The 25,353-nt window shown below is 37.5% G+C and carries 25 protein-coding genes; 10 read left to right on the top strand and 15 right to left on the bottom strand.

Going from position 1 to position 25,353, the window contains the following annotated elements:
• Window positions 1-99 precede the first annotated feature (99 nt).
• The 6 genes from gyrA to dnaA form a co-directional block, all read right to left on the bottom strand.
• The gene (gene gyrA / locus HMPREF0877_RS05795; RefSeq protein WP_002828344.1) at window positions 100-2,676 is read right to left on the bottom strand and encodes a DNA gyrase subunit A; all 2,577 of its coding nucleotides are present in this window, start codon (window positions 2,674-2,676) and stop codon (window positions 100-102) included.
• Between the two features lie 36 nt (window positions 2,677-2,712).
• A complete protein-coding gene (gene gyrB / locus HMPREF0877_RS05790; RefSeq protein ID WP_002828343.1) occupies window positions 2,713-4,659 on the bottom strand; it encodes a DNA topoisomerase (ATP-hydrolyzing) subunit B in 1,947 nt (648 codons plus the stop codon).
• A 23-nt stretch (window positions 4,660-4,682) separates the two neighbouring features.
• Entirely contained in the window at window positions 4,683-5,834 is a 1,152-nt protein-coding gene (recF, locus tag HMPREF0877_RS05785) for a DNA replication/repair protein RecF (protein ID WP_002828342.1), read from the bottom strand.
• Window positions 5,834-6,067 (bottom strand): S4 domain-containing protein YaaA, encoded by a 234-nt coding sequence (yaaA, locus tag HMPREF0877_RS05780; protein WP_002828341.1) that lies wholly within the window; start codon window positions 6,065-6,067, stop codon window positions 5,834-5,836. The genes recF and yaaA overlap by 1 nt, the downstream gene beginning before the upstream one ends.
• Before the next feature lie 197 nt (window positions 6,068-6,264).
• Entirely contained in the window at window positions 6,265-7,395 is a 1,131-nt protein-coding gene (dnaN, locus tag HMPREF0877_RS05775; protein WP_002828340.1) for a DNA polymerase III subunit beta, read from the bottom strand.
• A 204-nt stretch (window positions 7,396-7,599) separates the two neighbouring features.
• Window positions 7,600-9,003, bottom strand: a complete 1,404-nt coding sequence (gene dnaA / locus HMPREF0877_RS05770) for a chromosomal replication initiator protein DnaA (protein ID WP_002828339.1) — start codon at window positions 9,001-9,003, stop codon at window positions 7,600-7,602.
• Window positions 9,004-9,699: 696 nt separating this feature from the next.
• Here dnaA and rpmH point away from each other — a divergent pair.
• The 7 genes from rpmH to HMPREF0877_RS05735 all read left to right on the top strand — a co-directional run bounded on the left by rpmH (window position 9,700) and on the right by HMPREF0877_RS05735 (window position 15,280).
• Window positions 9,700-9,834, top strand: a complete 135-nt coding sequence (gene rpmH, locus HMPREF0877_RS05765; RefSeq protein WP_002828338.1) for a 50S ribosomal protein L34 — start codon at window positions 9,700-9,702, stop codon at window positions 9,832-9,834.
• 109 nt (window positions 9,835-9,943) lie between these two features.
• A complete protein-coding gene (rnpA, locus tag HMPREF0877_RS05760) occupies window positions 9,944-10,300 on the top strand; it encodes a ribonuclease P protein component (RefSeq protein ID WP_002828333.1) in 357 nt (118 codons plus the stop codon).
• A 27-nt stretch (window positions 10,301-10,327) separates the two neighbouring features.
• Window positions 10,328-11,161 (top strand): YidC/Oxa1 family membrane protein insertase, encoded by an 834-nt coding sequence (locus tag HMPREF0877_RS05755; protein ID WP_002828332.1) that lies wholly within the window; start codon window positions 10,328-10,330, stop codon window positions 11,159-11,161.
• A 320-nt stretch (window positions 11,162-11,481) separates the two neighbouring features.
• A complete protein-coding gene (lepB, locus tag HMPREF0877_RS05750) occupies window positions 11,482-12,111 on the top strand; it encodes a signal peptidase I (protein WP_002828331.1) in 630 nt (209 codons plus the stop codon).
• Between the two features lie 389 nt (window positions 12,112-12,500).
• Entirely contained in the window at window positions 12,501-13,328 is an 828-nt protein-coding gene (locus tag HMPREF0877_RS05745; protein ID WP_040760697.1) for a sugar phosphate isomerase/epimerase family protein, read from the top strand.
• A gap of 422 nt (window positions 13,329-13,750) precedes the next feature.
• Complete coding sequence (locus HMPREF0877_RS05740) at window positions 13,751-14,602, top strand: transporter substrate-binding domain-containing protein (RefSeq protein WP_096740521.1); 852 nt, start codon at window positions 13,751-13,753, stop codon at window positions 14,600-14,602.
• Window positions 14,603-14,617: 15 nt separating this feature from the next.
• A complete protein-coding gene (locus tag HMPREF0877_RS05735; RefSeq protein ID WP_002828327.1) occupies window positions 14,618-15,280 on the top strand; it encodes an amino acid ABC transporter permease in 663 nt (220 codons plus the stop codon).
• Window positions 15,281-15,369: 89 nt separating this feature from the next.
• On the opposite strand, the gene HMPREF0877_RS05730 is transcribed toward HMPREF0877_RS05735, so the two are convergent.
• The 4 genes from HMPREF0877_RS05730 to HMPREF0877_RS05715 all read right to left on the bottom strand — a co-directional run bounded on the left by HMPREF0877_RS05730 (window position 15,370) and on the right by HMPREF0877_RS05715 (window position 18,403).
• Window positions 15,370-16,014, bottom strand: coding sequence for a TetR/AcrR family transcriptional regulator (locus HMPREF0877_RS05730; RefSeq protein ID WP_002828326.1), 645 nt, complete (start codon window positions 16,012-16,014; stop codon window positions 15,370-15,372).
• Window positions 16,015-16,029: 15 nt separating this feature from the next.
• Window positions 16,030-17,193 carry an ABC transporter permease gene (locus tag HMPREF0877_RS05725; RefSeq protein ID WP_040760694.1) on the bottom strand — a complete coding sequence of 388 codons (1,164 nt, stop codon included), beginning with the start codon at window positions 17,191-17,193 and terminating at the stop codon, window positions 16,030-16,032.
• The gene (locus HMPREF0877_RS05720) at window positions 17,171-17,911 is read right to left on the bottom strand and encodes an ABC transporter ATP-binding protein (RefSeq protein WP_040760691.1); all 741 of its coding nucleotides are present in this window, start codon (window positions 17,909-17,911) and stop codon (window positions 17,171-17,173) included. Before HMPREF0877_RS05720 ends, HMPREF0877_RS05725 begins: the two co-directional genes overlap by 23 nt.
• Before the next feature lie 132 nt (window positions 17,912-18,043).
• Entirely contained in the window at window positions 18,044-18,403 is a 360-nt protein-coding gene (locus HMPREF0877_RS05715; RefSeq protein ID WP_002828323.1) for a hypothetical protein, read from the bottom strand.
• 157 nt (window positions 18,404-18,560) lie between these two features.
• On the opposite strand from HMPREF0877_RS05715, the gene HMPREF0877_RS05710 reads away from it, so the two are divergent.
• From HMPREF0877_RS05710 to HMPREF0877_RS05700, 3 genes are read left to right on the top strand one after another with little or no spacing between them, the layout of a single operon-like run.
• On the top strand, window positions 18,561-20,468 hold the full coding sequence (locus tag HMPREF0877_RS05710; RefSeq protein ID WP_002828322.1) for a heavy metal translocating P-type ATPase: 1,908 nt from the start codon (window positions 18,561-18,563) through the stop codon (window positions 20,466-20,468).
• A 30-nt stretch (window positions 20,469-20,498) separates the two neighbouring features.
• Window positions 20,499-20,720 (top strand): heavy-metal-associated domain-containing protein, encoded by a 222-nt coding sequence (locus HMPREF0877_RS05705; RefSeq protein WP_002828321.1) that lies wholly within the window; start codon window positions 20,499-20,501, stop codon window positions 20,718-20,720.
• A gap of 10 nt (window positions 20,721-20,730) precedes the next feature.
• Window positions 20,731-21,264: a ferritin-like domain-containing protein gene (locus HMPREF0877_RS05700; RefSeq protein ID WP_040760689.1), complete on the top strand. Its 534-nt coding sequence runs from the start codon at window positions 20,731-20,733 to the stop codon at window positions 21,262-21,264.
• Window positions 21,265-21,380: 116 nt separating this feature from the next.
• Here the strand turns inward: HMPREF0877_RS05700 and HMPREF0877_RS05695 are convergent, their stop codons facing one another.
• The 5 genes from HMPREF0877_RS05695 to HMPREF0877_RS05675 form a co-directional block, all read right to left on the bottom strand.
• Entirely contained in the window at window positions 21,381-22,061 is a 681-nt protein-coding gene (locus HMPREF0877_RS05695) for a Crp/Fnr family transcriptional regulator (RefSeq protein ID WP_002828319.1), read from the bottom strand.
• Between the two features lie 149 nt (window positions 22,062-22,210).
• Complete coding sequence (locus tag HMPREF0877_RS05690) at window positions 22,211-22,897, bottom strand: ABC transporter ATP-binding protein (protein ID WP_002828318.1); 687 nt, start codon at window positions 22,895-22,897, stop codon at window positions 22,211-22,213.
• Complete coding sequence (locus HMPREF0877_RS05685; RefSeq protein WP_040760687.1) at window positions 22,884-23,825, bottom strand: FecCD family ABC transporter permease; 942 nt, start codon at window positions 23,823-23,825, stop codon at window positions 22,884-22,886. The genes HMPREF0877_RS05690 and HMPREF0877_RS05685 overlap by 14 nt, the downstream gene beginning before the upstream one ends.
• Before the next feature lie 9 nt (window positions 23,826-23,834).
• Window positions 23,835-24,695, bottom strand: a complete 861-nt coding sequence (locus HMPREF0877_RS05680; protein WP_002828316.1) for an ABC transporter substrate-binding protein — start codon at window positions 24,693-24,695, stop codon at window positions 23,835-23,837.
• 6 nt (window positions 24,696-24,701) lie between these two features.
• A partial coding sequence (locus HMPREF0877_RS05675; RefSeq protein WP_167528793.1) for an NEAT domain-containing protein occupies window positions 24,702-25,353 on the bottom strand: 652 nt, incomplete at its 5' end.

Raw genomic sequence — 25,353 nt, 5'->3', positions numbered from 1 at the left:
TATACTATAAAACTGACATGCTTATAATTAATACATTTTAGCACAAAAAGGCTGGACCAATTTTTTTGTCCCAGCCTCCAAAATTCAATTAAAATAATACTACTCTTGATCATCGTTTTCAGCACGATGTAATAATTCAGTTACTTCCGCTGGTTGTTCACCTTCAGTAGGTGCCGTTGGTAAGTCAGAAGATGCTTCAGATAAATCAGTATCTTCATCATCAACCTCTTCGGCAACGACGTGCTCTACTTTGGCAAAAGTTGCCACAGCTGAGTCATCATCCAATCGGATAACACGCACACCTTGTGTGGCACGACCGGTTTCAGAGATAGAATCAACTGTAAAGCGAATCATGACACCCTTGTTAGTTGTCAACATGATGTCTTCACTACCATCTACAACCTTTAGACCAGCCAATGGACCGTTCTTTTCAGTGACTTGTGCAGTTTTAATACCTTTACCACCACGTCCCTTAATTGGATATTGGTCTACTGGCGTTTGCTTACCATAACCCTTTTCAGTAATAATGAGGACATGTCCGTTATCAATTAATACTTGGGCACCCACAACATAATCATCAGGACGTAAGGTAATACCACGAACACCAGCAGCAGAACGTCCCATTGAACGAACTGCTTCACTGTTGAAGGATACTGCATAACCACCGTGTGTTCCAATAATGATATTTTGATCACCATCAGTAACAAGGACGTTAATTAATTCATCACCATCATGCAGGTTAATTGCCTTCAAACCATGCGCACGAATATTACCAAATTCATTAACTGGTGTACGCTTTACCACACCTTGACGGGTTGTGAAGAAGAGATAATCACTACTCTCGCTAGCATCACCACGGACATTAATAACCGTTTGAATGCTCTCACCAGATTCAATACCGAGCAAATTGACAACTGGGATACCCTTGGCTGTACGACCATATTCTGGTACCTCATATCCCTTCATCTTGTAAACTTTACCTGAATTTGTAAAGAACAATAACGTATCATGGGTTGACGTACCAATCAATTCATCGATAAAGTCATCATCATTGACACCCATACCTTGAATACCACGACCACCACGGTTTTGCGCACGGAATTCAGATTGTAGCATACGCTTGATATAGCCAGCATGTGTCAATGAAACAATAATATCTTCTTCTTCAATTAAGTCTTCATCTTCAATGCTTGTGACATCACCAATTTGCAATTCAGTACGACGTTCATCACCATACTTTGATTGCACTTCAAGTAATTCAGTATAGATAATTTCATCAATACGTTCAGGTTTAGCTAAAATATCTTGGAAATCAGCAATTGCTGTTAACAATCCTTGATATTCTTTTTCTATCTTGTCACGTTCCAAGCCAGTTAAACGAACCAAACGCATGTCCAAGATAGCTTGTGATTGCTTATCAGATAAGGCATAATCAACCATCAACTTTTGCTTAGCAATTTCTGATGTTTCTGAATGCCGAATAATATTAATAATGGCATCAATATGATCTAAAGCAATGCGCAACCCTTCAAGAATGTGGGCACGTGCCTGTGCTTTACGTAATTCGAATTCTGTTCGACGACGAACAACTTTTTGCTGATGATCAAGATAAGCGACCAACATATCCTTCAAACTAAGTAACTTTGGTCGACCATCTTGTACTGCAAGCATATTGAAACTAAAGCCTGTTTGCATCAACGTATTTTTGTACAAATTGTTCAATACAACAGATGCTGACACATCACGACGAATTTCAATCGCAATTCGATTTCCTTCTTGGTCAGATTCATCATTAACGCCAGTGATACCTTCAATACGCTTATCACGACCCAATTCAGCAATGCGCTCAATCAACTTGGCTTTGTTAACCATATAAGGTAACTCAGTCACGATGATGTGTTCTTTACCTGATTTTTCAGTCTCGATTTCCGTTTTTGCACGGACGGTCACCACACCTTTTCCAGTTTCGTAAGCCTTACGAATACCTGATTTTCCCATGACGATTGCACCCGTTGGAAAATCAGGTCCTGGAATAGCTTCCATTAATTCAGCTGTCGTCACATCTGGATTCTTCATCAACATATGAAGTCCCGAAATAACTTCACCCAAATTATGAGGTGGAATATTCGTTGCCATTCCAACCGCAATACCATTTGCTCCATTAACTAGTAAGTTAGGAAAACGAGCTGGTAAAACAACTGGTTCACGATCAGTACCATCATAGTTTTCTTGGAAATCAATCGTATCTTTATTGATATCACGTAACATTTCAGTCGCAATTTTGCTCAATCGCGCCTCAGTATAACGCATAGCGGCAGCTGGATCACCATCGACAGATCCAAAGTTACCGTGACCATCAACCAACATGTAACGATATGAAAAGTCTTGCGCCATACGAACCATTGATTCATAAATCGCTGAGTCTCCGTGTGGGTGATACTTTCCCATAACATCCCCAACAATACGGGCTGACTTCTTGTGTTGCTTATCAGGGGTCACACCCAACTCATTCATGCCATACAAAATACGACGATGAACTGGCTTTAACCCATCTCGTACATCTGGTAGTGCACGTGCCACAATAACTGACATGGCATAATCCAAGAAAGATGTTCGCATTTGCTCGCCAAGTTTAGCAGATTTAATGCGGCTGTTTGTTTGTTCTTCTTCAGCCATTTGACTTCCTTTCTCTTACTATAATTGTGTGCCTGTTTAGACGTCTAATTCAGCATACTGTGCATTTTCTTCAATGAATTTACGACGAGGTTCAACCTTATCACCCATAAGCATTGAAAAAATCATATCTGCTTCAATTGCATCATCCATTTCCACACGCAATAAACGGCGAACTGATGGATCCATGGTTGTTTCCCACAATTGGCTAGCGTCCATTTCTCCAAGACCCTTGTATCGTTGAATAATTGGCTTAGGAGATGCTGGTAATGTTGGCAACAGGGCTTCAAGTTCAGAATCAGCATCTAAATATTTAATAAATTTACCCTGACGTACTTGGTAAAGTGGTGGCTGTGCGATATAAACATATCCTGCTTCCAATAGTGGTCGCATATAACGATAAATTAACGTTAATAACAATGTACGAATGTGGGCACCATCGACATCGGCATCAGTCATGATAATTAATTTATGATATTTTGCCTTTGTCACATCAAAGTCTGTTCCAAAGCCAGTTCCCATTGCCGTAAATAATGAACGAATTTCGTCATTACCCAAAATCTTTTCCATTGATGCCTTTTCAACATTCAAGATTTTTCCACGAATTGGCAAAATGGCTTGGGTTAAACGCTCACGTCCTTGCTTAGCAGAACCACCGGCTGAATCACCCTCAACGATAAATAGTTCAGAAATTTCTGGATCTTTTGATGTATTATCAGCAAGTTTTCCAGGTAAGTTAGCAATTTCCAATCCTGACTTCTTACGTGTTGCCTCACGTGCACGTTTTGCAGCCATACGCGCCTTACCAGCTAAAATTCCCTTTTCAACTATTTGCTTAGCCGTTGTTGGGTTTTCCATCATAAAACGAGCAAATGTTTCTGAGAACATGCGATCAACAGCTGTTCGTGCGTCTGAATTACCTAATTTTGTTTTCGTCTGACCCTCAAATTGTGGATCTGGATGTTTCACAGACACAATGGCTGTTAATCCTTCGCGAACATCATCGCCAGAAAGTGGGTCATCATTATCTTTTAGTATTTTATTTTTACGAGCGTAATCGTTAATCACACGAGTCAAAGCTGACTTGAACCCAGTTTCGTGCGTTCCACCTTCATACGTGTGAATATTATTGGTAAATGACAGCAAATTACTGTGGAAATCATCTGTATATTGTAGTGATACTTCAACATCGATATCATTTTCCATGCCTTCAACATAAATTGGCTCATTAAAAATGACATCTTTGTTAACGTTCAAGAAATCAACGTATTCCTTAATACCACCTTCGTAGTGAAATGATTCAACAACTGGCTCTTCAGGACGCATATCAGTAATTGAAATACGTAGTCCTTTATTCAAGAAAGCTAGTTCGCGAACACGATTCATCAATGTTTTATAGTCAAATACAGTTGTTTCACGGAAAATATCTGGATCCGGCGCAAAATGAACAATTGTTCCACGTGAAACAGGCTTGTCATCAATGGCAATCTCATGCATTTCTGTTTTTACATGACCACGTTCAAAGTCCATGGCAAAACCTTTACCATCACGCACAACCAGTACATCTAGGTTTGTTGATAGCGCATTAACAACCGAAGCACCAACACCATGTAACCCACCTGAAACCTTGTAACCGCCGCCGCCGAATTTTCCTCCAGCATGTAAAATCGTAAATACAGTTTCAAGAGCTGGTTTACCAGTCTTAACTTGAATATCTACCGGGATACCACGACCATTATCAATAACAGTGATTGAATTATCTTTTTCAATCGTTACTGTGATATGGTTTGCAAACCCTGCTAGGGCCTCATCAATACCATTATCGACAATTTCCCACACTAAATGGTGTAGTCCTTGACTTGATGTCGATCCAATATACATACCTGGACGCTTACGAACTGCTTCCAATCCTTCCAAAACTTGAATTTGACTGGCATCATAATCATCTGCCTGTGTATGCATTTGTGATACATCTTCTTCAGCCATGCTTCCCTCCTTAAACTCAACAACTAGTTATTTTCGCTAGTATCGTCTACCTTAACATCTTCAGTTTCTACTAAATGCCCTGAATCAACATGAAATATCTTTGGTTCATGTATTAATTGACGTGCCACATCACTTAGCGAAGGTGTGGTAATAAATGTCTGCACTTTATCTTGCATTGCAGCTAATAAATGTGTTTGCCGATCACTATCTAACTCAGAAAGAACATCATCCAATAATAGGACTGGATATTCACCTGTCTCTTCTTTCATCAAATCAATTTCAGCTAACTTAACTGCTAAAGCAGTCGTTCTTTGTTGCCCTTGTGAGCCAAAATTAGCCACATCATGCTCATTAACATCAAAACGCAAATCATCGCGATGTGGTCCTAACAGTGTTGTCCCCATTATAATTTCACGTTCACGTAATTGTTTAAATCTCGATAACATTGCTTGTTTAACCGATTCAATATTAGCTAATGATTCATTATTAAGCTGTGAAACATACTGGATGTGTAACTGTTCATTATTTTGTGTAATTGCTGCTTGAATTGGTTGGGCGGCAGCATCCAACTTTTTAATTAATGTGACACGACGAGTAATTAATTCGCTCGCAAAATTGACCAATTGTTCGGTTAAAACATCCAAATATAATTTATCTGAGGCTTGTTTGCTTTGTAACTGTTTTAAATAACGATTGCGTTGCTTTAATACCTCTTTATACTGATTTGCAGTATATAAGTATTTTGCACTCATCTGACTAAATTCTCGATCAATAAAATTGCGTCGCACACTTGGTGCACCTTTTACTAAGTCTAAATCTTCTGGTGCAAATAAAATGACATTTAATTGACCAATATAATTAGCTAATTTTGCTTGATTTAAATGATTAATACGTGCCTTTTTACCTTTATTTGTAAATTTTAACGATAATGGGACATCACTATACTGACGCGCCACCGTACCAGCAACTTGGGCTTCTTTTGCTTGCCAACTAATTAATTCTTTATCAGTTGACGTACGATGTGAACGAGTTAAAGCTAAAACATAAATGGCTTCTAATAAATTGGTCTTACCTTGTGCATTTGGACCCAAAAAGACATTAACGCCCGATGAAAATGAAACATCTAATGATTCATAATTTCGAAAGTTGTTTAGTTTTAACGACATTAGTTCCATTAGTCCGTACTAGCACCTGTCCCATTAATAACAAAACGCTCACCAGATGGGACTGCAATCACGTCTCCTGGATATAGTTTACGACCACGTCGATCATCAGGCTCTTCATTCACTAAAACAGTATTCTCTCGTAAGAACCATTTTGCCTGACCACCAGTTGCAATAATACTTTCTTCTTTTAACAATTGCCCTAATGTAATAAAGGGTGCTTGAATTTGCACTTCTGTTGCCAATTTTCCATCCTTCCTACCATTAATTAAAATGGCATTTACACGGTTCCATATTATTTACATTATACGCTTTTTTGTAACTTTTCACAATCTAATTACGGCTTCATAGCGTCTCTCAGGTTGTTTAATAACGTTTAAATAAAAAAGTCGAAAATTGCTTTTTCGTCGTAAAATAGCAATTTTCGGCTTTTTAAATGTTTTTAGTAAGTTCTAACTGGTGTAATCAATTGAATAAAGTTAGTTTCATTATTTGTTGGTACTAATGTGAATGGATCCAGGGCTGTTTTAAAACCAATTTGAATCTGTTCATCCCCAAATGAACGTAATGCTTCGCGCATATAGTCTGGGTTAAATGAAATAGTTAAATCATCGCCAGCTGTTTCAGCAGCAAAAATCTGTTCTTCAACACGTCCAACTTCTGGTGAATTTGATGAGATCAAAGATTTTTCACTTGTGATTGCAAATTGGATAACATTTGAACGACCCTCATGACTTAACAAAGCTGCACGTTCAATTGTTTGTAACAAATCACGAGCATTAATTGTCAAAGTTGTTCGCTTTTCAGTAGGAATCAACCGTGACGCATCTGGATAATTTCCTTCTAATAATCGTGAATAAAAAGTTGTATTTTCTCCTAATTGGAAAATAACTTGATTCTCAGCAACACGCACATCAACATTCTCAACTTCATCTAACATGGCTTGTAATTGAGTCAATGAAGTTCCTGGCACAATAATATCTGCATTCACATCTGAATCATCGAATGCGACAGAACGCTGTGCTAATCGATGACGATCAGTCGCAACTGCTGTTAAATTACCACTTGCCAAAATAAAGTGAACACCTGTCAAAATGGGTTGACTTAATTGTTTTGAAACCGCAATTACGGTTTGACCAATAACTTCATTCAATGTGTCAGCAGATAATGTCAAATCATTACGTACCTCAACTTCAGGTAGATGTGGGTAATTATTTGCATCTTGCCCATTAATATCAAATTCGGCATTTTCAGATGTGATTTTCGTTTGTAAACCAGAAGCATTGGTTAACTTAAATGTTTCACCTGGCAATCGCTTAACAATATTTGAAAAGAAAGTGGCTGGCAGAACAATGGCACCTGGCTCCATAATTTGTAATTTAGCTTCATCATCATTAGCTGGAATTAAAATTTCAATTGAAATATCTGTATTTGATCCAGTTAAGATTAATCCGGTTTCATCAAGAACTAATTTGATCCCTTTTAAGATCGTCATTGATGTTCGTGATGAAATCGCACGATTAACATTATTCATTGCTTTTATAAAAGCTGCTCGATTAATTGTAAATTCCATAAGATCTCCTCAATGCACAAAAACATAATTATGAAGTGCGTAATGCCTTACTTAATTATAAATAAAAAAGATAATAATAGTAATAAGGGGTGTGGAAATTGTGGATAACCATAATCTATACCATTGCATCAGGAATTGGTCTATGTATACAAACCTGTGGATAACTTTTGTATAGTTAGTGAATTATTCACAATAACATTTTTATCAATTGCTCAATTCTTCACGAATGTTTTGCACTTGTTCAGCTAAAATACTATCATTTTCGATGGCATTTTCAATTTTTTCAGTTGAATGCATGACTGTTGTATGATCTTTACCACCAAATGCACGACCAATTTGAGGCAAAGAGTCTTGTGTTAATTCGCGGGCAATATACATTGCAATTTGTCGTGGCACCACGATTTCTTTATTACGCTTTTTACCATTTAAATCTTGGACAGTGACGTTAAAGAAGTTAGCGACTGCCTCTTGGATGATAGGAATGGTAATTGCTCGCTGTCTTTTGAAATTCATTGTTTCTAATATTGTACGAGCAGTTTCAACAGTGACTGGTACATTTGAAAAACGCATCTTACCAACAACTTGGTTGAAAACCCCTTCTAGATCACGAACATTGGTATCTACAGCAGCAGCAATTTCGTCGATGACATCATTTGGAATGCTGAGATTTTCAAGATCGGATTTGTTTCTTAAGATAGCAACACGTGTTGGTAAATCAGGCTTTGTAATGTTTGCCGAGTACCCTTGGCCAAAGCGTGTGACTAAACGCATTTCTAGACCTGGGATTTCTTTTGGCAATTTATCAGATGTCAGTACAATTTGATGATTTTCACGTGTGATGGCATTAAATGTGTTGAAAAATTCTTCTTGGATTTTTTCTTTACCAGCTAGGAACTGTACATCGTCGACCATTAGTAGATCAGTTGACCGGTATTCACGTTTGAAAGCTTCAGTTTCTTTTTGTCCGCGACGCAAGGCTTCAGTAAAGTCATTGATGAAGTCCTCAGTCGTAATAAATTTAACGTTTGCATTTGGTGTCCGTTCTAAAACTTTGTTACCAATTGCTTGCATTAAGTGGGTTTTACCTAGACCAACACCACCATAGATAAGTAAAGGATTCCATTGCGTACCGGGTTTATCAGCAACAGCTTGTGCAACGGCATAGGCTTCACGATTTTCATCTGAAGAAACAAATGTTTCGAAGCGGAATTCTGGATTCAAAATAGATTGTGTGACGAACTCAGATGCAAGACTGGCATTGTTTTGTTGCTGCACCTTTTCTTCATCTTCTGGTAAATCAAATAATGTTGTTGGTGTTGGTGAGACATACGTTACTGAAGGAATAATGAACGTTGGTTGTCCCGTTAATTTTAATGTAGCTGTCATGGCAGCTTGCATGAAGGCTTGATAGTAAGAACTATTGGCGTTTAACCATTCTGATGCAACTTGTTCATAAGCAGTTGTCAACTGTAAGGTTACCGTATTATTTTCGTTTTCAACCAGTTGCAATGGTTTGAGTGTGTCAACGTAATTTGTATAAGAAAAGCCTTGCGAAATTGAATTCCGCAGTTCTTCTTTAATAGCGTTCCAAAGTTGGATAGGATCCATTTGGTAACCTCCTTAAGAATTTTATCTTTTTTGTGGGTTTTCCACAGGACGTTTGCTGAACTTACTTTCATAAGTAGCACAATTCGACAAATTACATTTTATCAGCATGTGGATAAGTTTTCCACAAGGAATATAGTTGATGTATCAACGGTTTAGGCTATTTTAGGTAACAATTTGATAGATTCACAGGCTGTGGAAATCTTAATATGAGTTATCAACTGGATGTGAAACAAATTTTAGGCTAAATTCTGAAAAATGTGGATAACTCGGGGGAAAAGTGAGAAATATACAAGTAGTTGTTAACAACCAAAGCTTGATATAATAGTTCTGCAAATAGTTATGCACATATCCACAGGGTAATTTAACATTGGTTTTCCCGATATGTGGAACATGTGGAAAAACTGTGGATTATGGGGAAAACTCACCTAACGCTCTGTTACATTGATTGATTTTATTAACATAACGCTCCGTTAGGTTTTGGAAAACTTTTCGAAAAAAGATAATTATTGAAATATAAAGTTTTTTTTAAGGCGGATGGATGCTGGCCATTTTTTGACATTTAAAAGAGTTTAAGAATTCTTAAAATGCTTAATATTCTTGATTTGATGTATTGGGAATGGTACAATTGAATACGAATTGTGGTTTGGCCTCGCCAACCGCAGGCCAAATCTAACTACGAATGGGAGGTGTATTCATATGAAGCGTACATACCAACCTAAGAAGCGTCACCGTGAACGCGTACATGGTTTCCGCAAGCGCATGAGCACTAGTAACGGTCGCAAGGTGCTAGCACGTCGCCGCCAAAAGGGCCGCAAGGTATTGTCAGCCTAATTAGGTCCGGCCTTCTATTAGGATTACTGATAATGATCGCGCATGAGTCGGCTATTTTGGCTGATTCATGCGTTTTCTTTTGTCGTGAAAAAGTTTGGAGCAAAAACAAATGCGTAAGAGTTACCGTGTAAAAAAAGAAGCTGATTTTCAATTAGTTTTTGAACAGCATCACTCGGTCGCAAATAAAATGTTTATTGTTTACACAATGACGCGTGAACAACCAACCCACTTTCGTCTAGGAATTTCTATTTCTAAAAAGGTGGGTTTGCGTGGTCATGAGCGTGTGTGGGTAAAGCGGCGTATTCGACAAAGTGTTTTGGAATTTAAGCCAAAAATGCGTTCGGATCTTGATATTTTAGTTATTGCGCGCCCATCAGCACATGATCAAGACATGGCGATCATCAAAAAGAATTTAGAACACGTTTTCAAATTAGCAAATGTTTTTGTTGATGAGGAAACGAAATAAAAAACTACTATATAATGGAGAGAACGAATGCAGACTCTTAAAAAAATGTTTACAATGCGTTCGGCAATTACAGCGCTTGTTGCATTATTGATCATGATCATTGCGGCTGTCATGTATGATGGGCACGTAGCAGGAAATGGTTTCTGGCGTGGTATTATTATTGCTAACTTCTCACGTTCAATTTTGGGTGTATCGGCCTGGTTTGGTGATAACTACGGTATCGGTATTATTGTTTTCACCCTATTGATTCGTCTATTGATTTTACCGCTAATGGTTTATCAAACGGGATCAATGCGTAAAATGCAAGAAATTGGACCAGCGTTAAAGAAGTTACAAGAAAAGTACTCAAGCCGTGATCCTGAAACAATGCAGGCAATGCAAGCAGAACAGAAGCAATTGTATAAGGATGCAGGTGTTAACCCCTTTGCTAGCTTTATTCCGCTAATTGTTCAAATGCCAATCTTGATTGCTTTGTATACAGCTATTCGTACAACAAAGTTACTAGAAACGGGTACTTTCTTCTGGGTACAACTTGGAGATCGTGATCCTTACTTTATTTTGCCAATCTTGGCAGCATTGTTTACGTTTGCTTCATCATATTTGGTTATGATGGGACAACCAGAGAAGAATGGTATGACAACATCAATGACGTATATCATGCCAATCATGATTTTCATCTTTGCCATTTCTGTTCCGTCTGCCCTATCACTTTACTGGGTGATTTCAAATGCGTTCCAGGTTGCTCAAACTTGGACGATTCAAAATCCATTTGAAATTCGACGTGAACGTGAAGCAAAGAAAGAAGCTGAACGTGCTAAACAACGAGCAATGCGTAAAGCGGTGCGCCGTCATAAGCGTTAATAATAGATATTAAGGAGGAGATTGGGACAGAAAAAAATGTTCCAATCTTTTTTTGCTAAAAATGTATTAATTATAAGCGTGAAAGCTTTCTAGCATAAACGCGTTCCAAAAGTCTGAAGCCTCAATGTAACGCAATTTACGCAATCCCTGTCCTTCGCTTTGCTACGGCCAAAAATTACGCAAATCACGTTACACACCGGCTTCAAACCAACTTTTGTCACGCTCTGCCTTTCACTTAATCTATTTTTAATTTAGAACTCTTATAGTGTCAGTTATGGTAAAATTAAGCATTGATAATATTATGTATAAGGAGCGTACCCATGAAAACATTTCGTGAAATAATGTCTTGGGTTATTCCAATTTTGGTAGGATTACTTATCGCTTTTGGGGTAAGGTCTGTTTGGTTTACCATGGTTCGTGTCGATGGTGCATCAATGGAGCCAAATCTAACCAATAACGAACGAGTCTTTGTTTTTAGGACAGATAAAATAAAAACAGAGACGATTCATCGTGGTAGCGTTATCGTATTTGATGCCCACGGTGAAGATCCAACAGCAACTGAAAGTAAGGATTACGTGAAGCGTGTCATCGGATTACCCGGTGATACGGTTAGTGCGGTTAATGGTGTTCTTAAAGTTAATGGCAAAGTGGTTGATCAGAAGTATATTTCGGAATCTGAGCAATCAGCAACCAATACGGTTAACCAAGTTGGTAATTGGACATCACTTAAGCAATTGGGTGATCGTCAAGGTTGGACTCGTCAAAAGACAGTTAAAGTACCAGCTGGTAAGTACTTTGTGTTAGGTGATCATCGAACAGTTTCTAATGATTCTCGTTATTGGGGATTCGTAGATAATGATAAAGTCCTTGGGGTTGTTAAAGTACCATTCTGGGGCAATGCTACTAAGAAGCAAAATATTAATACAGCTTGGAAGTCATATTTTGAATAAGTAAAATTGAGATTAGCTAAATAGAGGCTGGGACAGATGTTGTCTCAGCCTCTAATTTTTGTGCTAAAGATATTAATTAAACGCATGTCAGTTTGACAGCATAAACGCGTTCCAAAAGTCTGAAGCCTCAATGTAACGCAATTTACGACATTTCTGTCCTTCGCTTTGCTTCGGCCAAAAATGACGAAAACTACGTTACACACCGGCTTCAAAACGACTTTTGTCTCGCTCTCTATTTTGTAAAATATCTTGGGGATGCTTTGCATATAAAGTACCTCTATACATGTTAATTTTTTAAATCTTAACATGTATATGAAAATAACTGGGTGTCGATTAATAATCGTGCAGTTTTAAACAGTGTATACTAGGAAATGAATGGAGGTACTGTTATGCAATTAGGATTAAAGGCTAGTACTAATAAAGACCAAATTGATGATCGACTACAATATCATCCTGATGTCTTTGAATTTCATTTAACGGATCAAGACTTTACAACTGATGGTTGGGAGCACTTCCTAAAAATGGTGTCATATGTCAGTGATCAAGTACCTCACATCGTTTTTCATCACCCCATGAAGTGGCATGATCAACGTTGCGAGCTATATACGAATCCAAGTGTCAATCCGGAATTGTATGAATTTGTTATCCAAAGTGCGGCGCGTTTGATCAAGTTGGCAGCGCAAACGAATAGTTATGCGTTGGTTCATGGCGCATATAAGTCAGCCATTAGCAATATTACAACGCAGTGGCCAACGATTGCAGCAGCGCAGGATGCGGTTTTTAATGAGATGGAGCGGTTAAGAGAAATTGCTCCCGAACATGTTGTTTTTGAGAATGGTATCTCACCAGTTTACGGATATGGGGATCCTGAACTTGAGAATCGAATCATTCAAGCCAACCTTCCCTTAGCATTTGATATCAGCCATGCGTTCATTGCAGTGCATGCTGATAATGATGCGTTAATAGAGAGTTTGCGTCACCTTAAGCTACAAGTGAAACACTATCATTTGGTTGATTCTATGGGACAAGATCATGATAGCTTGCCATTGGGTAAAGGATTGGTTGATTGGCAGCGAGTGGTAAATGAATTAAATCCGACAGCAAGTCGTATCTATGAAATTAATTTAGCGGATCAACGACATTGTCAAGAAATGATGGCAAGTCATCAATACTTAACGCAGATTGTTGCTGAAAAAAATAATCAAACCCTAGTTTAATACAAAAAAAGAAGTTGAGACAAAAAAATTGTTCCAACTTCTTTTTGCTAAAAATGTATTAATTATCAGCATGAAAGTTTGATAGCATAAACGCGTTCTAAAAGTCTGAAGCCTCAATCTACCTCATTTATGCTCTCTTTCTAAATATATGTATGATTCAAAATGTTTAATTACTTTGTAAAAAGTACCTGCTAAGCATTTTAACGTAGCTTTTGGAACACAACAATAAAAAATAATAGAAGAAAATTTTATAAAATGATGAAGACAAATAATTTGATGTTATTTTGATTTATTTTGAATATAAAATGTTGTTATTCTTGACGGAAAATAAAATCCCAAAGATAACTGGGACTTTCCCTTGAAAAAGGGTGTCTCGCACTCTATACTGAGAAATGAAAACGTTTTCAAAAAGGAGTCGGAAAATGGTTAAGAAAAAAACTGGTTTGATCGTGGGTGGGATAACTGTAGTTGCTGCTGGTCTGTTGGTTGCAGGTTGTGGTCAGAAAGTTAGTAGTAATACAACGGATAAATCAACACTAGAAGTTGCTACTTCGGGTACTCTTTATCCGACCTCATATCATGATCCAAAGACTAAAAAGTTGACAGGATATGATATTGAAATTGTTCGTGCTGTGGCCAAGAAAATGGGACGCAAAGTAGAATTTAAGCAATTAAATGTTGATGGTCAATTAACCGCGGTTAAAACTGGTAAAGTTGATATGGCAGCTAATGATATTGGTATTTCACCACAGCGTAAGAAGGAGTTTACGCTATCAACGCCGTATAAGCATTCGTTTAACAGTATTGTTGTTCGTAAGAGTGACAACTCAGGCATTAATTCGTGGCATGATATCAAAGGTAAAAAAGCTGCTGGTGAAGCAGGTACGAGTTATCAACGTTTAGCTAAGCAACTTGGCGCAGAGACAATTAACTATAATAATGTTTCAAACGATGTCTATCTACGCGATGTTAAAAATGGCCGGACAGATTTCATTATGAATGATTATTACTTGCAAAAACTAGCATTAAAAGCCGTTCCTAATAATGGTCTAAAGATTAAGAAGGATATGTATTTTAAGACCAAAGATGATGGTGCTGGCGTTGGTATTTTGATGAAAAAAGACAATAAAAAGTTAGCTAAGCAAGTAAATAAGGCTTTAGCCTCGCTCAAAAAAGATGGTACATTGAAGAAATTGTCTGAGAAATTCTATGGTGCGGATGTGACTAAGAAACCAAACGTTCATATTTCAAAGACTTTTACGATTAAGGAATAAGGAATGTGATTGTGAATGGCATTTTTACACTATCTTTCAATTCCTAACTTTTTTGATGCCCCGCTAGCTATCTCATCGATACCATCAATTTTGTCTGGTTTTCCGATTTCATTTGGATTAACTGCTGTGAGTTTTGCATTGTCACTCATCCTAGGGTTATTACTAACCTTGGCTCAACTTAGTCATTTTAAAATTTTACACTGGGCAGCACGAGGATTTATTTCGTTCATGCGTGGTGTGCCAATGTTGGTCATTTTGTTTGTGATATATTTTGGGTTTCAAACGGCAGCTTTTCCGGCTGCAGTGATTGCTTTTACGATTAGTAGCAGTGCGTTCGTTTCAGAAGTTTATCGTTCATCATTTTTGGCCGTTGGACAAGGACAATGGGATGCTGCTTATTCACTGGGGTTACCCTATCGCAAGGTTGTGAGAAAAGTGATTTTTCCGCAAGTATTTCGTATTTCTATACCAGCACTTGGTAATATTTTACTCGATTTGTTTAAAGGAACATCATTAGCAGCAATGATTACGGTTAGTGAAATGTTTATGAAAGCGCAGATTATTGCTGGTGCAGACCAGGATTATATGACAATTTATATTATGATTGCGATTCTGTATTGGTTCTTCTGTTGGTTAATGACGATTGCCCAAACAACGTTAGAAAAACATTTGGCATAATTGTTGCTAGTTAACTCAGGTATGATATTGATTAAAAAACAATCTCCCACTAAATTTAGCTTTGACTAATTTAGCGGGAGATTATTTTTTTATTTAGGCTGTAGCCCTTTAACCAAGAATGCAGCTGCCTCTTGGCTAGAACGAGTTATATCAAAAGTGGTACTTCCAGAAAAAAGTAAAGGTGCAACATAACTACCAGTTATGCCTAAAATATATTGAAGAATTTTTATAAAATTCCAAGCAACTAACTGCCCCTGTTGTTGATAGTATTGAAAAATAGTTTCTAATTTTTCTAAATGTAAATGGGTAAATTTATGAATAATCTGTAGGCGAACCCTTTCGTTAGTCATTGATTCACGAATCAAAATGCGAATTTGTGGTAAATTATTTATAAAAAACTGCATCCGATTTTGAATCAGATTTTGTAAAAATTCTTGAAAGTGGGGCCCCTCTGGTTTAGTTATTTCATCGATAAATTCGTTAGCAACCTTAGGAATGACTTCATCAATGATAGAGTCTACGACAACCTGTAATAATTCTTGTTTGGTTTTAAATTGTTTATATACGGTGCCTTCTGCTACATCAGCCATCGCGGCAATATCATGAGTACTCGTGTTTTCGAATCCCTTTTCGGAAAAAAGAGTTAAACTTGCTTGCAAAACAGCCTTTTGTTTATCGGAAATATCCATTTCATCAAGACTTTTACTAAAAAGTGTTGAAATATTATTAACCATCTAAATCTTCCTCCTTTAAACTTCACGATATCGGCGCATTGCATTTAGATTCAAAACCAAGAATAAGGTGGCGAACAGTAATAAGGCTAATAGATTTGGCCAAATTTGGGTGATACTAAATCCTTTCGTAACCACATCGCTCATGGCATTAGCACCGTAATAAAGTGGCATCAAATGACCAATTGCTTGTAACCATCCAGCCATCTGATCGACGGGGATGATTCCTGAAAAGAACACTTGTGGAATGACGACAATTGGGATGAATTGCATCATTTGAAATTCTGACGCTGCAAATGTTGAAATAAATAGTCCCATGGTTAGGGCAGCCATGGCCATGAGAACATTTATGAGTAAGACATTCCAAATGCTACCTAAAATTTGAATATCGAAAACGTACGTACTATAAAAAACAATTAGCAGTGTTTGAATGAGGGCAAAAATACCGTAACCACTCAAATAACCGGTGATAATCTCACCTCGTTTAACTGGTGTGGCTAGTAGACGCTTCAAAGTACCAGTGGTTCTTTCACGTAGTAGGGCAATTCCTGAAATTAGAAAGACGAAGAAGAAAACAACAAATCCCATCATAACTGGCAAGAAGGTGTCAAAGAAATTAGTATCCTTATCGCCATAGATATAATGTGTACTAACTGAGTAATTTTTCGTTGTTGTTTTTTGTTGGTTAGGTAATGATGATTGAACTTTTGCTTGTGTGCCCGTTTGCTTTGCAAGAATTGCTAGTTGTTGTTGTAGCTTTTGAATAGCTTCCTTTTGTGTTTTTAGCGCAGTTACTGATGTTTGTGTCTTCAGCTTAATTTGCCCAGCTTGCAAACTCTTTTTGATGATTGAACTTTTTGTTTGATTACTATTTTGAAGTGTTAAAGTTAACTTATTTCCTTTTTGGGTCATGACCGCCGCATAATCATGATCACGAATCAATTGTTTTGCGGAATCATCGGAAGAGATATGATGTATTTTCAAATTATCATTATCAATCGCTTTAATTAATGTTGAATCAACATTTCGAACAGCTAAATCTGCGGTTTGATTGTTATTTGATTGGAAAAGAAAGTACATTAAAGTGAGAATTAGCAATGGGGCAATAAACATCATTGCTAGAGTTCGCTTATCCCGCAACATTTCTTGTAAAACACGTTTAAGCATTGCCAGTGTGCGCATCTTGTTCCCTCCCTGCCTTTAAAAATACTTCTTCAACACTATTGACCTCAAATTCTTTGATTAATTCAGCTGGTCGTCCTTGAGCAATGGCAACACCATTGCGAATCATCAATAAACTATCAGATTCTTCAGCATCATCCATGACATGAGTCGTTAATAGAATTGTTTTACCTTCATGACTTAAGCGATGTAATTCCTGCCAAATTTGCTTGCGTAACTCAGGATCAATACCAACAGTTGGTTCGTCTAGAATTAGGATATCTGGGTTGGCAACTAAAGCAATGGCTAATGACAGCCGTCGTTTCATACCACCAGAATAGTCACTAACATGTTTATCTAAATCTTCATCTAGATCGACCACTTTCGTTGCATAATCAATTTGAGCAGGTAGTTCCTTTTTGTCCATGCCTTGCATTTGACCAAAGAAAGTTAAATTTTCTCGCGCCGTTAGTGTTTCATATAAGGCATCAGCTTGAGCCATAAAACCAATTCTGGCTAGTATCTTGCGATTAGGCATTGCTGTACCAAGGACAGTGACGGACCCCTTCTTTGGTCGAAGCATGCCCATAATGGCATTAATCAGTGTCGTTTTACCGGCACCACTTGGTCCAATTAAGCCTAAAATCTCACCGGACATAATAGATAAATTAATGTCATGAATAACAATATTTTTTCCGTACCCCTGGACAAGATCTTTTACTTGAATGATTTCTCCCATCTCGACCCCTCCTGTTAATTTGAGTGATATGTTTGTCATTAAAAGTGAGTGAGTATTCACTCCTTATGATGAGAATAACACTTTATTAAAAAAATGCAAAAAAATAGACCAAGTCAGTCTAATTTTTTGCACCTATGAATTGAGCTGATATTTAGTGAAAAATGCGGGTACAGCTTGCCCGAGTGAGAGACAAATCAGGAAAAATAGGTCACTGAAATGTGAGGCTGTTAGAGCGACAACGAGATAAATAATAAAAATGAACAGTACCCAAAATCCTCTAAAGTATCGAACAGTGGCTAGTCTGTTTTTATCTTGAAATTGAGGATGTTTATGCTCATAAAAATAACTAGCGGCTAGCACTATCAGTATTGCTAGGAAAGATGCTAAGAAATACCAGCCAAAATTATTGGTAAGTCCTTTTGCAATGGTAAAAGTAGATAATATTATAAGCCACGAAATGGTTATATACGTGCCATATTTCCAATCGATCATCTAATCCCTCCTCTTTCGAAGTATTGTATCATTTTTATAGGACACAGTTTACTTTAGAAATTGGTGTCTTTTTTTATGCAAAAATTGATGCTAATCAATTATTAATTTTACTGCTTTGTCTATACTGAACTTAAATTAGTCAAAGGAGAATACAATAATGAAATTTCAGCGATATGTTCATCGACATACTAATCAGATTACATTGGTTACGGCAGTTTTAATCGTTATTGGTTTGTTTGGAAAACTTGTTCATAATGAGAATATTTACACGGGAGCATTTATATTGGCATCGATTATAGCTGCAATCCCAGTTATGTTACGGGCTTGGTCAGCTTTGCGATATAAAACAGTGAGTATTGAGTTACTAGTTTCAATTGCGGTCATTGGGGCATTTATGATTGGTGAATTTAATGAATCAGCCATTGTCACCTTTCTGTTTTTGTTTGGGACATTTTTAGAAGAGAAAACATTAACGAAAACCAGAAAGTCCATCAAAGACTTAACAAAAATGGCTCCGACGACTGCATTAGTTGTTCAGAATGATAATTCGGTTGCAGAAACAGACGTTGATTTTGTGTCTGTTGATGATGTTGTTTTGGTGAAAACTGGTGGACAGATTCCAGTAGACGGTGAAATTATAACGGGTTCAGGAGATATTAATGAAGCTAGTATTACTGGTGAAGCGAAACTCGTCAGTAAAGCAGTTGGCGATGATGTTTTTTCAGGGACAATATTGGATAATGGGACTTTAAAAATTCGAGCAACTAAGGTTGGTGAAGAAACAACTTTTGGAAAAATTATTACGTTAGTTGAGGAGGCGCAAGATGCTAAATCACCAGCAGAAAAATTTATTGATAAATTTGCCACCTATTACACACCAGCCGTCCTCGTTATTGCAGTAGTCGTTGGCATAATTACGCAAAATTATCGATTAGCAATTACCGTGCTAGTTCTGGGTTGCCCAGGTGCCTTGGTCATTGGCGCCCCAGTTTCAAATGTGACAGGGATTGGTAATGGCGCCAAAAATGGTGTGCTGATCAAAGGTGGCGAGGTCATGAATACCTTTTCTAAGGTAGATACGGTTATGTTTGATAAGACAGGTACGCTAACTGAAGGTAAAGCTACGGTGACGCAAGTTCATAATTATACGACTGATTACGACAGTATTAGTTTAGCTGCCGCTATTGAATATCATTCTGATCATCCATTAGCTCGAGCAATTAATAATTATGCAGATAGCCAGCACATTGCGATTGACCAAATGACAGTTTCTGATGCAAACACCATCAAAGGTCGCGGTATTGTGACACAGTACAACAAACAGCCAATATACTTGGGTAATCAACAATTATTGGTTGATAATGGGATTGATTTAACAGCCGAACAACTAGCTGATTTGAATACCATTCAAGAAACTGGTAGTTCTACTGTTTTACTTGGTTATGTCGGAAAGGTCATTGGACTAATTGGTATATCAGATACTGTGCGTCCGAATGTGAAAGAAAGCTTGCAGCAACTTAAGCAGTTGGGCATTAAAAAAACAATTATGTTGACGGGTGATAATGCCCAAACAGCTAATGCTGTAGCCAAACAAATTGGTATTGATGAGGTGCACGCTAATCTAATGCCCGAGGACAAAGTTAGTTATGTTACGTCGGCTCAAGCAGATCATCATACAGTCGCTTTTATTGGGGATGGTATTAATGACAGTCCATCATTGGCAGTTGCAAATATTGGTATTGCTATGGGCAGTGGGACGGATGTTGCCGTTGAGACATCTGATATCGTTTTAATGTCATCAGGTTTTGAGGAATTGACACATGCATACGGTTTAGCTAAGCGAACAGTACGTAATACCAAAGAAAATATTTTTATTGCTATCGCGACAGTTATTGCATTGTTAATGGGCCTCATTCTAGGGTTCATCTATATGGCCAGTGGTATGTTCATTCACGAAATAAGCATTTTAATCGTCATTTTTAATGCAATGAGATTAATTAATTATCGAATAAAAAATTCAAAACTTGATCCTAATCAATTACGCAAAACGGCAAATCATTTATGATAAAGCTATTTCAATCAGGAGGTTACTATAATGAATAAAATTGTTTTACAACTGGATGAATTGTCATGCCCGTCATGTTTGCAAAAAATTCAGAGTGCATTAGATAAACAAGTAGGCATCACAAATGTTAAAGTTTTGTTCAACGCAGCAAAGGTCAAGGCAGATTTTGACAGTGATAAAATTTCAGCGGATAAAGTAGCGGATACCGTGACAAATTTGGGTTACAATGTACAGTCAATCAAAGTTAAATAAGGAAAAAACTATGACAACACCAACAGAATTATTTACAGCAGAAGTTAAGCAAGCTGATATTGATCATCACACGCCAACAGCTGGGGCGATGACGGGACATATCGTGGCAAATTTAGCCGTTTTAGCAAATAAGTTACAACAAGCAAAATGGTACGTAAAAGGTAGTCAAGTAACAATGCTAAAAGATTTGTTTAATCAATTACTACTACAAGCATATGGGCAAAAGGACCAACTTGGCGAGACCTTAATTGATGAAAATTTAATCGTACCCAGTGTACAAAAAGAGTTTGATACTTATACAATGCTTGAAGAAAATGGGCAAAATAAATATGAAACGACAGATTGGTTAATTAATAATCTTGTCCATGATTATGATACTGAAAATATGTTTATTACACGTGCAATTAAATTGGCTAATAAGGAAGACCGGCCGGTATTAGCATTAACGTTAACCAATTTATTAGCTGCAAATAATCATAATATTGCGACTTTACAGGCTTTATTGGGTAAGACTGCACGTGACGGACTGGATGAAGAAGAATAAAAATGGCATGCTTGATAGCTAATAAAAAGGAGTTGGAACATTGTTCCCAACTCCTTTTTGTTAAAATAGCTTAGTTATAAGCAAGTCAGTTTTATAGTATAAATATTCCTGAAATATTACAGACTATTAAAATCATGCACTTGGATGATTTTATTTGATATAGATTCGATTACGCCCGCTTTCTCTAGTTTATTAAATCCACGAGTGACGGATTCGGGTGTTGTTCCTAAATAAGAAGCTAAATCCTTCCGTGTCATCGGTAGCGCAACTTGAATCGTACCTTCTTGATTAACTTTCGAGTTGATGATTAAATCAGCTAAGTAAGACGTGATTCTTTTAGTGATTGATCCATAGGCAAGTGTGGCCGTTTGATTTTCAGAAATGTCTAAGCGTTCAGACATGTGTTGTAACAGGCTCATACTTATTTCAGGATACTGGCCTAAAACTTGCTTGAAGCCTTGTCGTGTTAGTTGGCATATTTCGGTTGGTTCTAGAGCCTCAATGTAATCATTGTGTTTTATGTCTGATTTAAAGATACTCCATTCCCCTGTGAATGCTCCGGGTCCCAAAAGACGAATTAATTGTTCTTTGCCATTTTCTAAAATACGATAGTTTTTTAGTTCTCCCGTATGGACGATATACAAAGTGTCATCATTATCATTCAGAGAATATAGAATTTCCCCTTTAGCTAACTGTCTACTAGTAATATTTTGAGAAATTTTTCCAAGATCATCCTGGTCTAATGCCTTAAAAATTGGTACTAATGAGACACAATGCCGTTCCTCTTCCTTTTCCATGAACAAGCTCCCCTTTAATTAATATCCTGTCGCTTAAATTATACATTGTCTGTATGAAAATTATTAATAAAAAAATCAGGCAGTAAATTACCGTAATCATTCGATAATCTACTGCCTGAAAAAATTTTTATGCAACACAGATGATAAAGTTATTTTGGCTGAATAATCGTCTGGTTAGGTGTTTTTATTAATTGTAACGGTGTCTCAAAAGCTTCAGAAAGTAAATCGATTTGATTTTGCATTAATACAGCAGCTTCACTGACCAAATCGGCTGTACGTCGTAAGAGCCAAATATGCTGACTGTAACGGAATGCTTGATTTAAATCATGAAGCACCATTAAGACCGTCATTTGCCGTTTTTCTTGTAACTGTTGTAACGTTTTGAGGAACAACTCTTGAAAATGTAAATCAAGAAATGTGGTCGGTTCATCTAAAATCAACAAATCTGGTTGTTGCTGTAGAACAAAACCTAGCCAAGCCAGTTGTTGTTGCCCACCAGATAAATCAGTCATCTCTTGATCTAGTAACGGTGTCAGTTGCAGTGTGTTAATCACTTCTTCGTCCATTTTTGCATGACTAAGCTGTAATAGTTCACGAACAGTTAAAGGTTCGTATAACTGATTATGTTGCGATAATACTGCAACATGCTTTGCGTGGTTAATCACTGAGCCACTGTCCGGCAATAGTTCAGCAGTTAGTAACTGGATTAAAGTTGATTTACCAACGCCGTTCGGTCCAATTAATGCCGTAATCTGATTTGTAGGTAATCGGGCAGACACATTATCTAGTAACTTATGGTTACCACGACTAAAAGATAGATGATTAATGTCGAGCATGATGACCTCCTTTGATTAACATTAGACCAAATAGTGGGCCACTGATAGCTAGCAGAATGGCGCTAGTTGGTAATTCCTTGGGTGCGACTACTGTGCGTGCAATCGTATCAGCATTAAGTAGCAACAGACTGCCCCACAAAGCAGTTGGCCAGATTAAATGTTGGCTTTTTTGTTTTGGATTCATAAAGCGAGCAATTTCTGGCAAGATGGCACCTAGGAAAAAAACAATACCAATGAGACTAGTCAGAGCACCCGTCCATAGGCCAATTGCCAGTAGGACGATCCAAATCGTTTTCTCTTCTGAGATACCAAGTAATTTTACTTGGCGAGAAGGGAGCGCAAAATATTTTAGATTTGGCCAGACCAGCGTAATCAAAATACAACCAATAATTATGACCATGATTAGTTGCATAACCTGTGGCCAACTCACCGTACTTAGTGAGGGTAATGGGACACCCAAACCTTCACTCGCAATATTTGTCAGCGCTTGAAAAGTCATGGCTGTCGCAATTCCTAGTAGAATCAACCGCAATGGTGGTTGATGTTTAGGTAGCACAACGAACCAAACCGCAGTTAGTATTAATCCTGCAAAACTACCTAGCAAAACGTTGACGTTTAAGAAACTAGGTAAAAGAACTAAGAGTGCAATTAGTAAAAACTGACTACCGTTCATAATTCCTAGAATAGATGTATCAACGAGTTGATTTCGTAGAACACTTTGTAGCAGCAAGCCACTTATACCAATGAGTGCACCACCAAGCACCGCTACAAGGATTCTTGGTAAACGGTAATTGATAATTAGCTGCCAAGTGTTGTGATTTCCGTGAATCATTTTTATCAGAGAAATCGGTGTACTACCAACAACCAGTGCAATCATGATGCTGATAATCACTAAGATGACCAAAATAAATCGATAATATCTAGACATTATCTCCTCCTATTTTTTAAGCCAAGTCCGAATTTGTTGATAGGCTTTCGGTGCATTTAAATTAGCAGTCATACTGAATATTGGTTCTTTAGCACGGTAAACATGACCGTCCTTAACAGCAGGCACTGCTTGCCATGTTGATTGTTTGAACAGTGCATCAAAGTTTTTGAAGACACTATCAGGCATTGCATGTGCCATTGTAATGATAACTGTTGGTTGTGATTGTGCAATCTGTTCAGCATTCATTGTGACAAATGGACTTGAACCAGACCCGACGACATGACCACCAGCTTGGGTAATTAAATTACCAATATAACTATGCTCAGTACCAACTAAAAATGAACCGCCAGGCATCCCCATCAATAACAAGACATTTTGCCTTTTCTTGGGATGTTGTTGTGGCAATGAAAGTGAGTGATTTAATTGTTTAGCAGCAGCTTCTCGGTGGTAAGTCTTACCAAGAGAAGTGACCGTTGTTTGTAAATCAGATAATGTATTAAATTTCAATTGTTGATATTTAATATGCTCACTATCTAATTTTTGTTGATAATCAGAAGCAATGGCAGCATCCAAATAAACCAAATCAGGTTTTAATTGACCAATTTTCTCTAAGTTTGGGGCAACATGATTACCAACTTGTGGTAAATCACGGTACTTTTTAGGTAGTGATTGTTGCGCTCCGGGCGTTGGTACGCCAACTAAAGGGACATCTAGCTTATTAAATATCTGAGCTTGCGCATTTGTCGTCACGACAATTCTTTTTGAAACGGTTGTTTCATGAGTTGGGCGCATCATTAACCAAATCCAACCAGCACTGATAATTAATAGCACGAGTAATAAAACAGTTAAGATTTTTTGTTGTTTTCGCATAGGCAATTACTTCTTTTTAAGATTAATGACTAATCCAAGAATAACGCCAATTGCCAGACCACCACCTACAATAGCAGCGACAGGTAATTGCTTGTCTTTGTGAGTCTCTTCAGCAACTTGTTTTGTTGACTTTTGGCTGCTCTTAGATGCAGCGTGTTTACTAGTTGCACTCGAACTAGTCGTTGTGGAAGAACTTTGGCTTGATTCAGATGAGCTTGAGCTACTTGAAACAACACTCGAACTAGTTGTTTGTGAACTAGCTACTTGGCTGCTTGAACTTGATAACTGACTAGTTGCAGATGAACTCGATGATGATGTTGCAGCAGGTACTGAAGATGCGTTCAATGATAAACCAACAACATAGTTGTGATGATAGTTAATGCTATTAACATCAACTTTAATCGCAGCATTGTGACGAGCACTTAAGTTCGATGTCACGAAGCTGTAAGTAATTGTCTGTGAGTTGCCGGAATCGCTGCGTGATACATTAGCACCTGCGCCGTCAATACTTAGCACTTGCACAGGATAATTACCTAAATCCTTCTGAGTCGTAACCGTTGATGTGACAGTATAACTGCCATTACCATTGGGCGTTACTGTTGCTGAATTAGCAAAGTATGCAGCTGCATAGGAAGTATTCGATGAGCCATTTTCTAAT

Origin of the sequence: Weissella paramesenteroides ATCC 33313 (assembly GCF_000160575.1) — a bacterium.
Classification (GTDB): domain Bacteria; phylum Bacillota; class Bacilli; order Lactobacillales; family Lactobacillaceae; genus Weissella; species Weissella paramesenteroides.
This window is presented reverse-complemented; position numbering and strand designations above follow the sequence as displayed.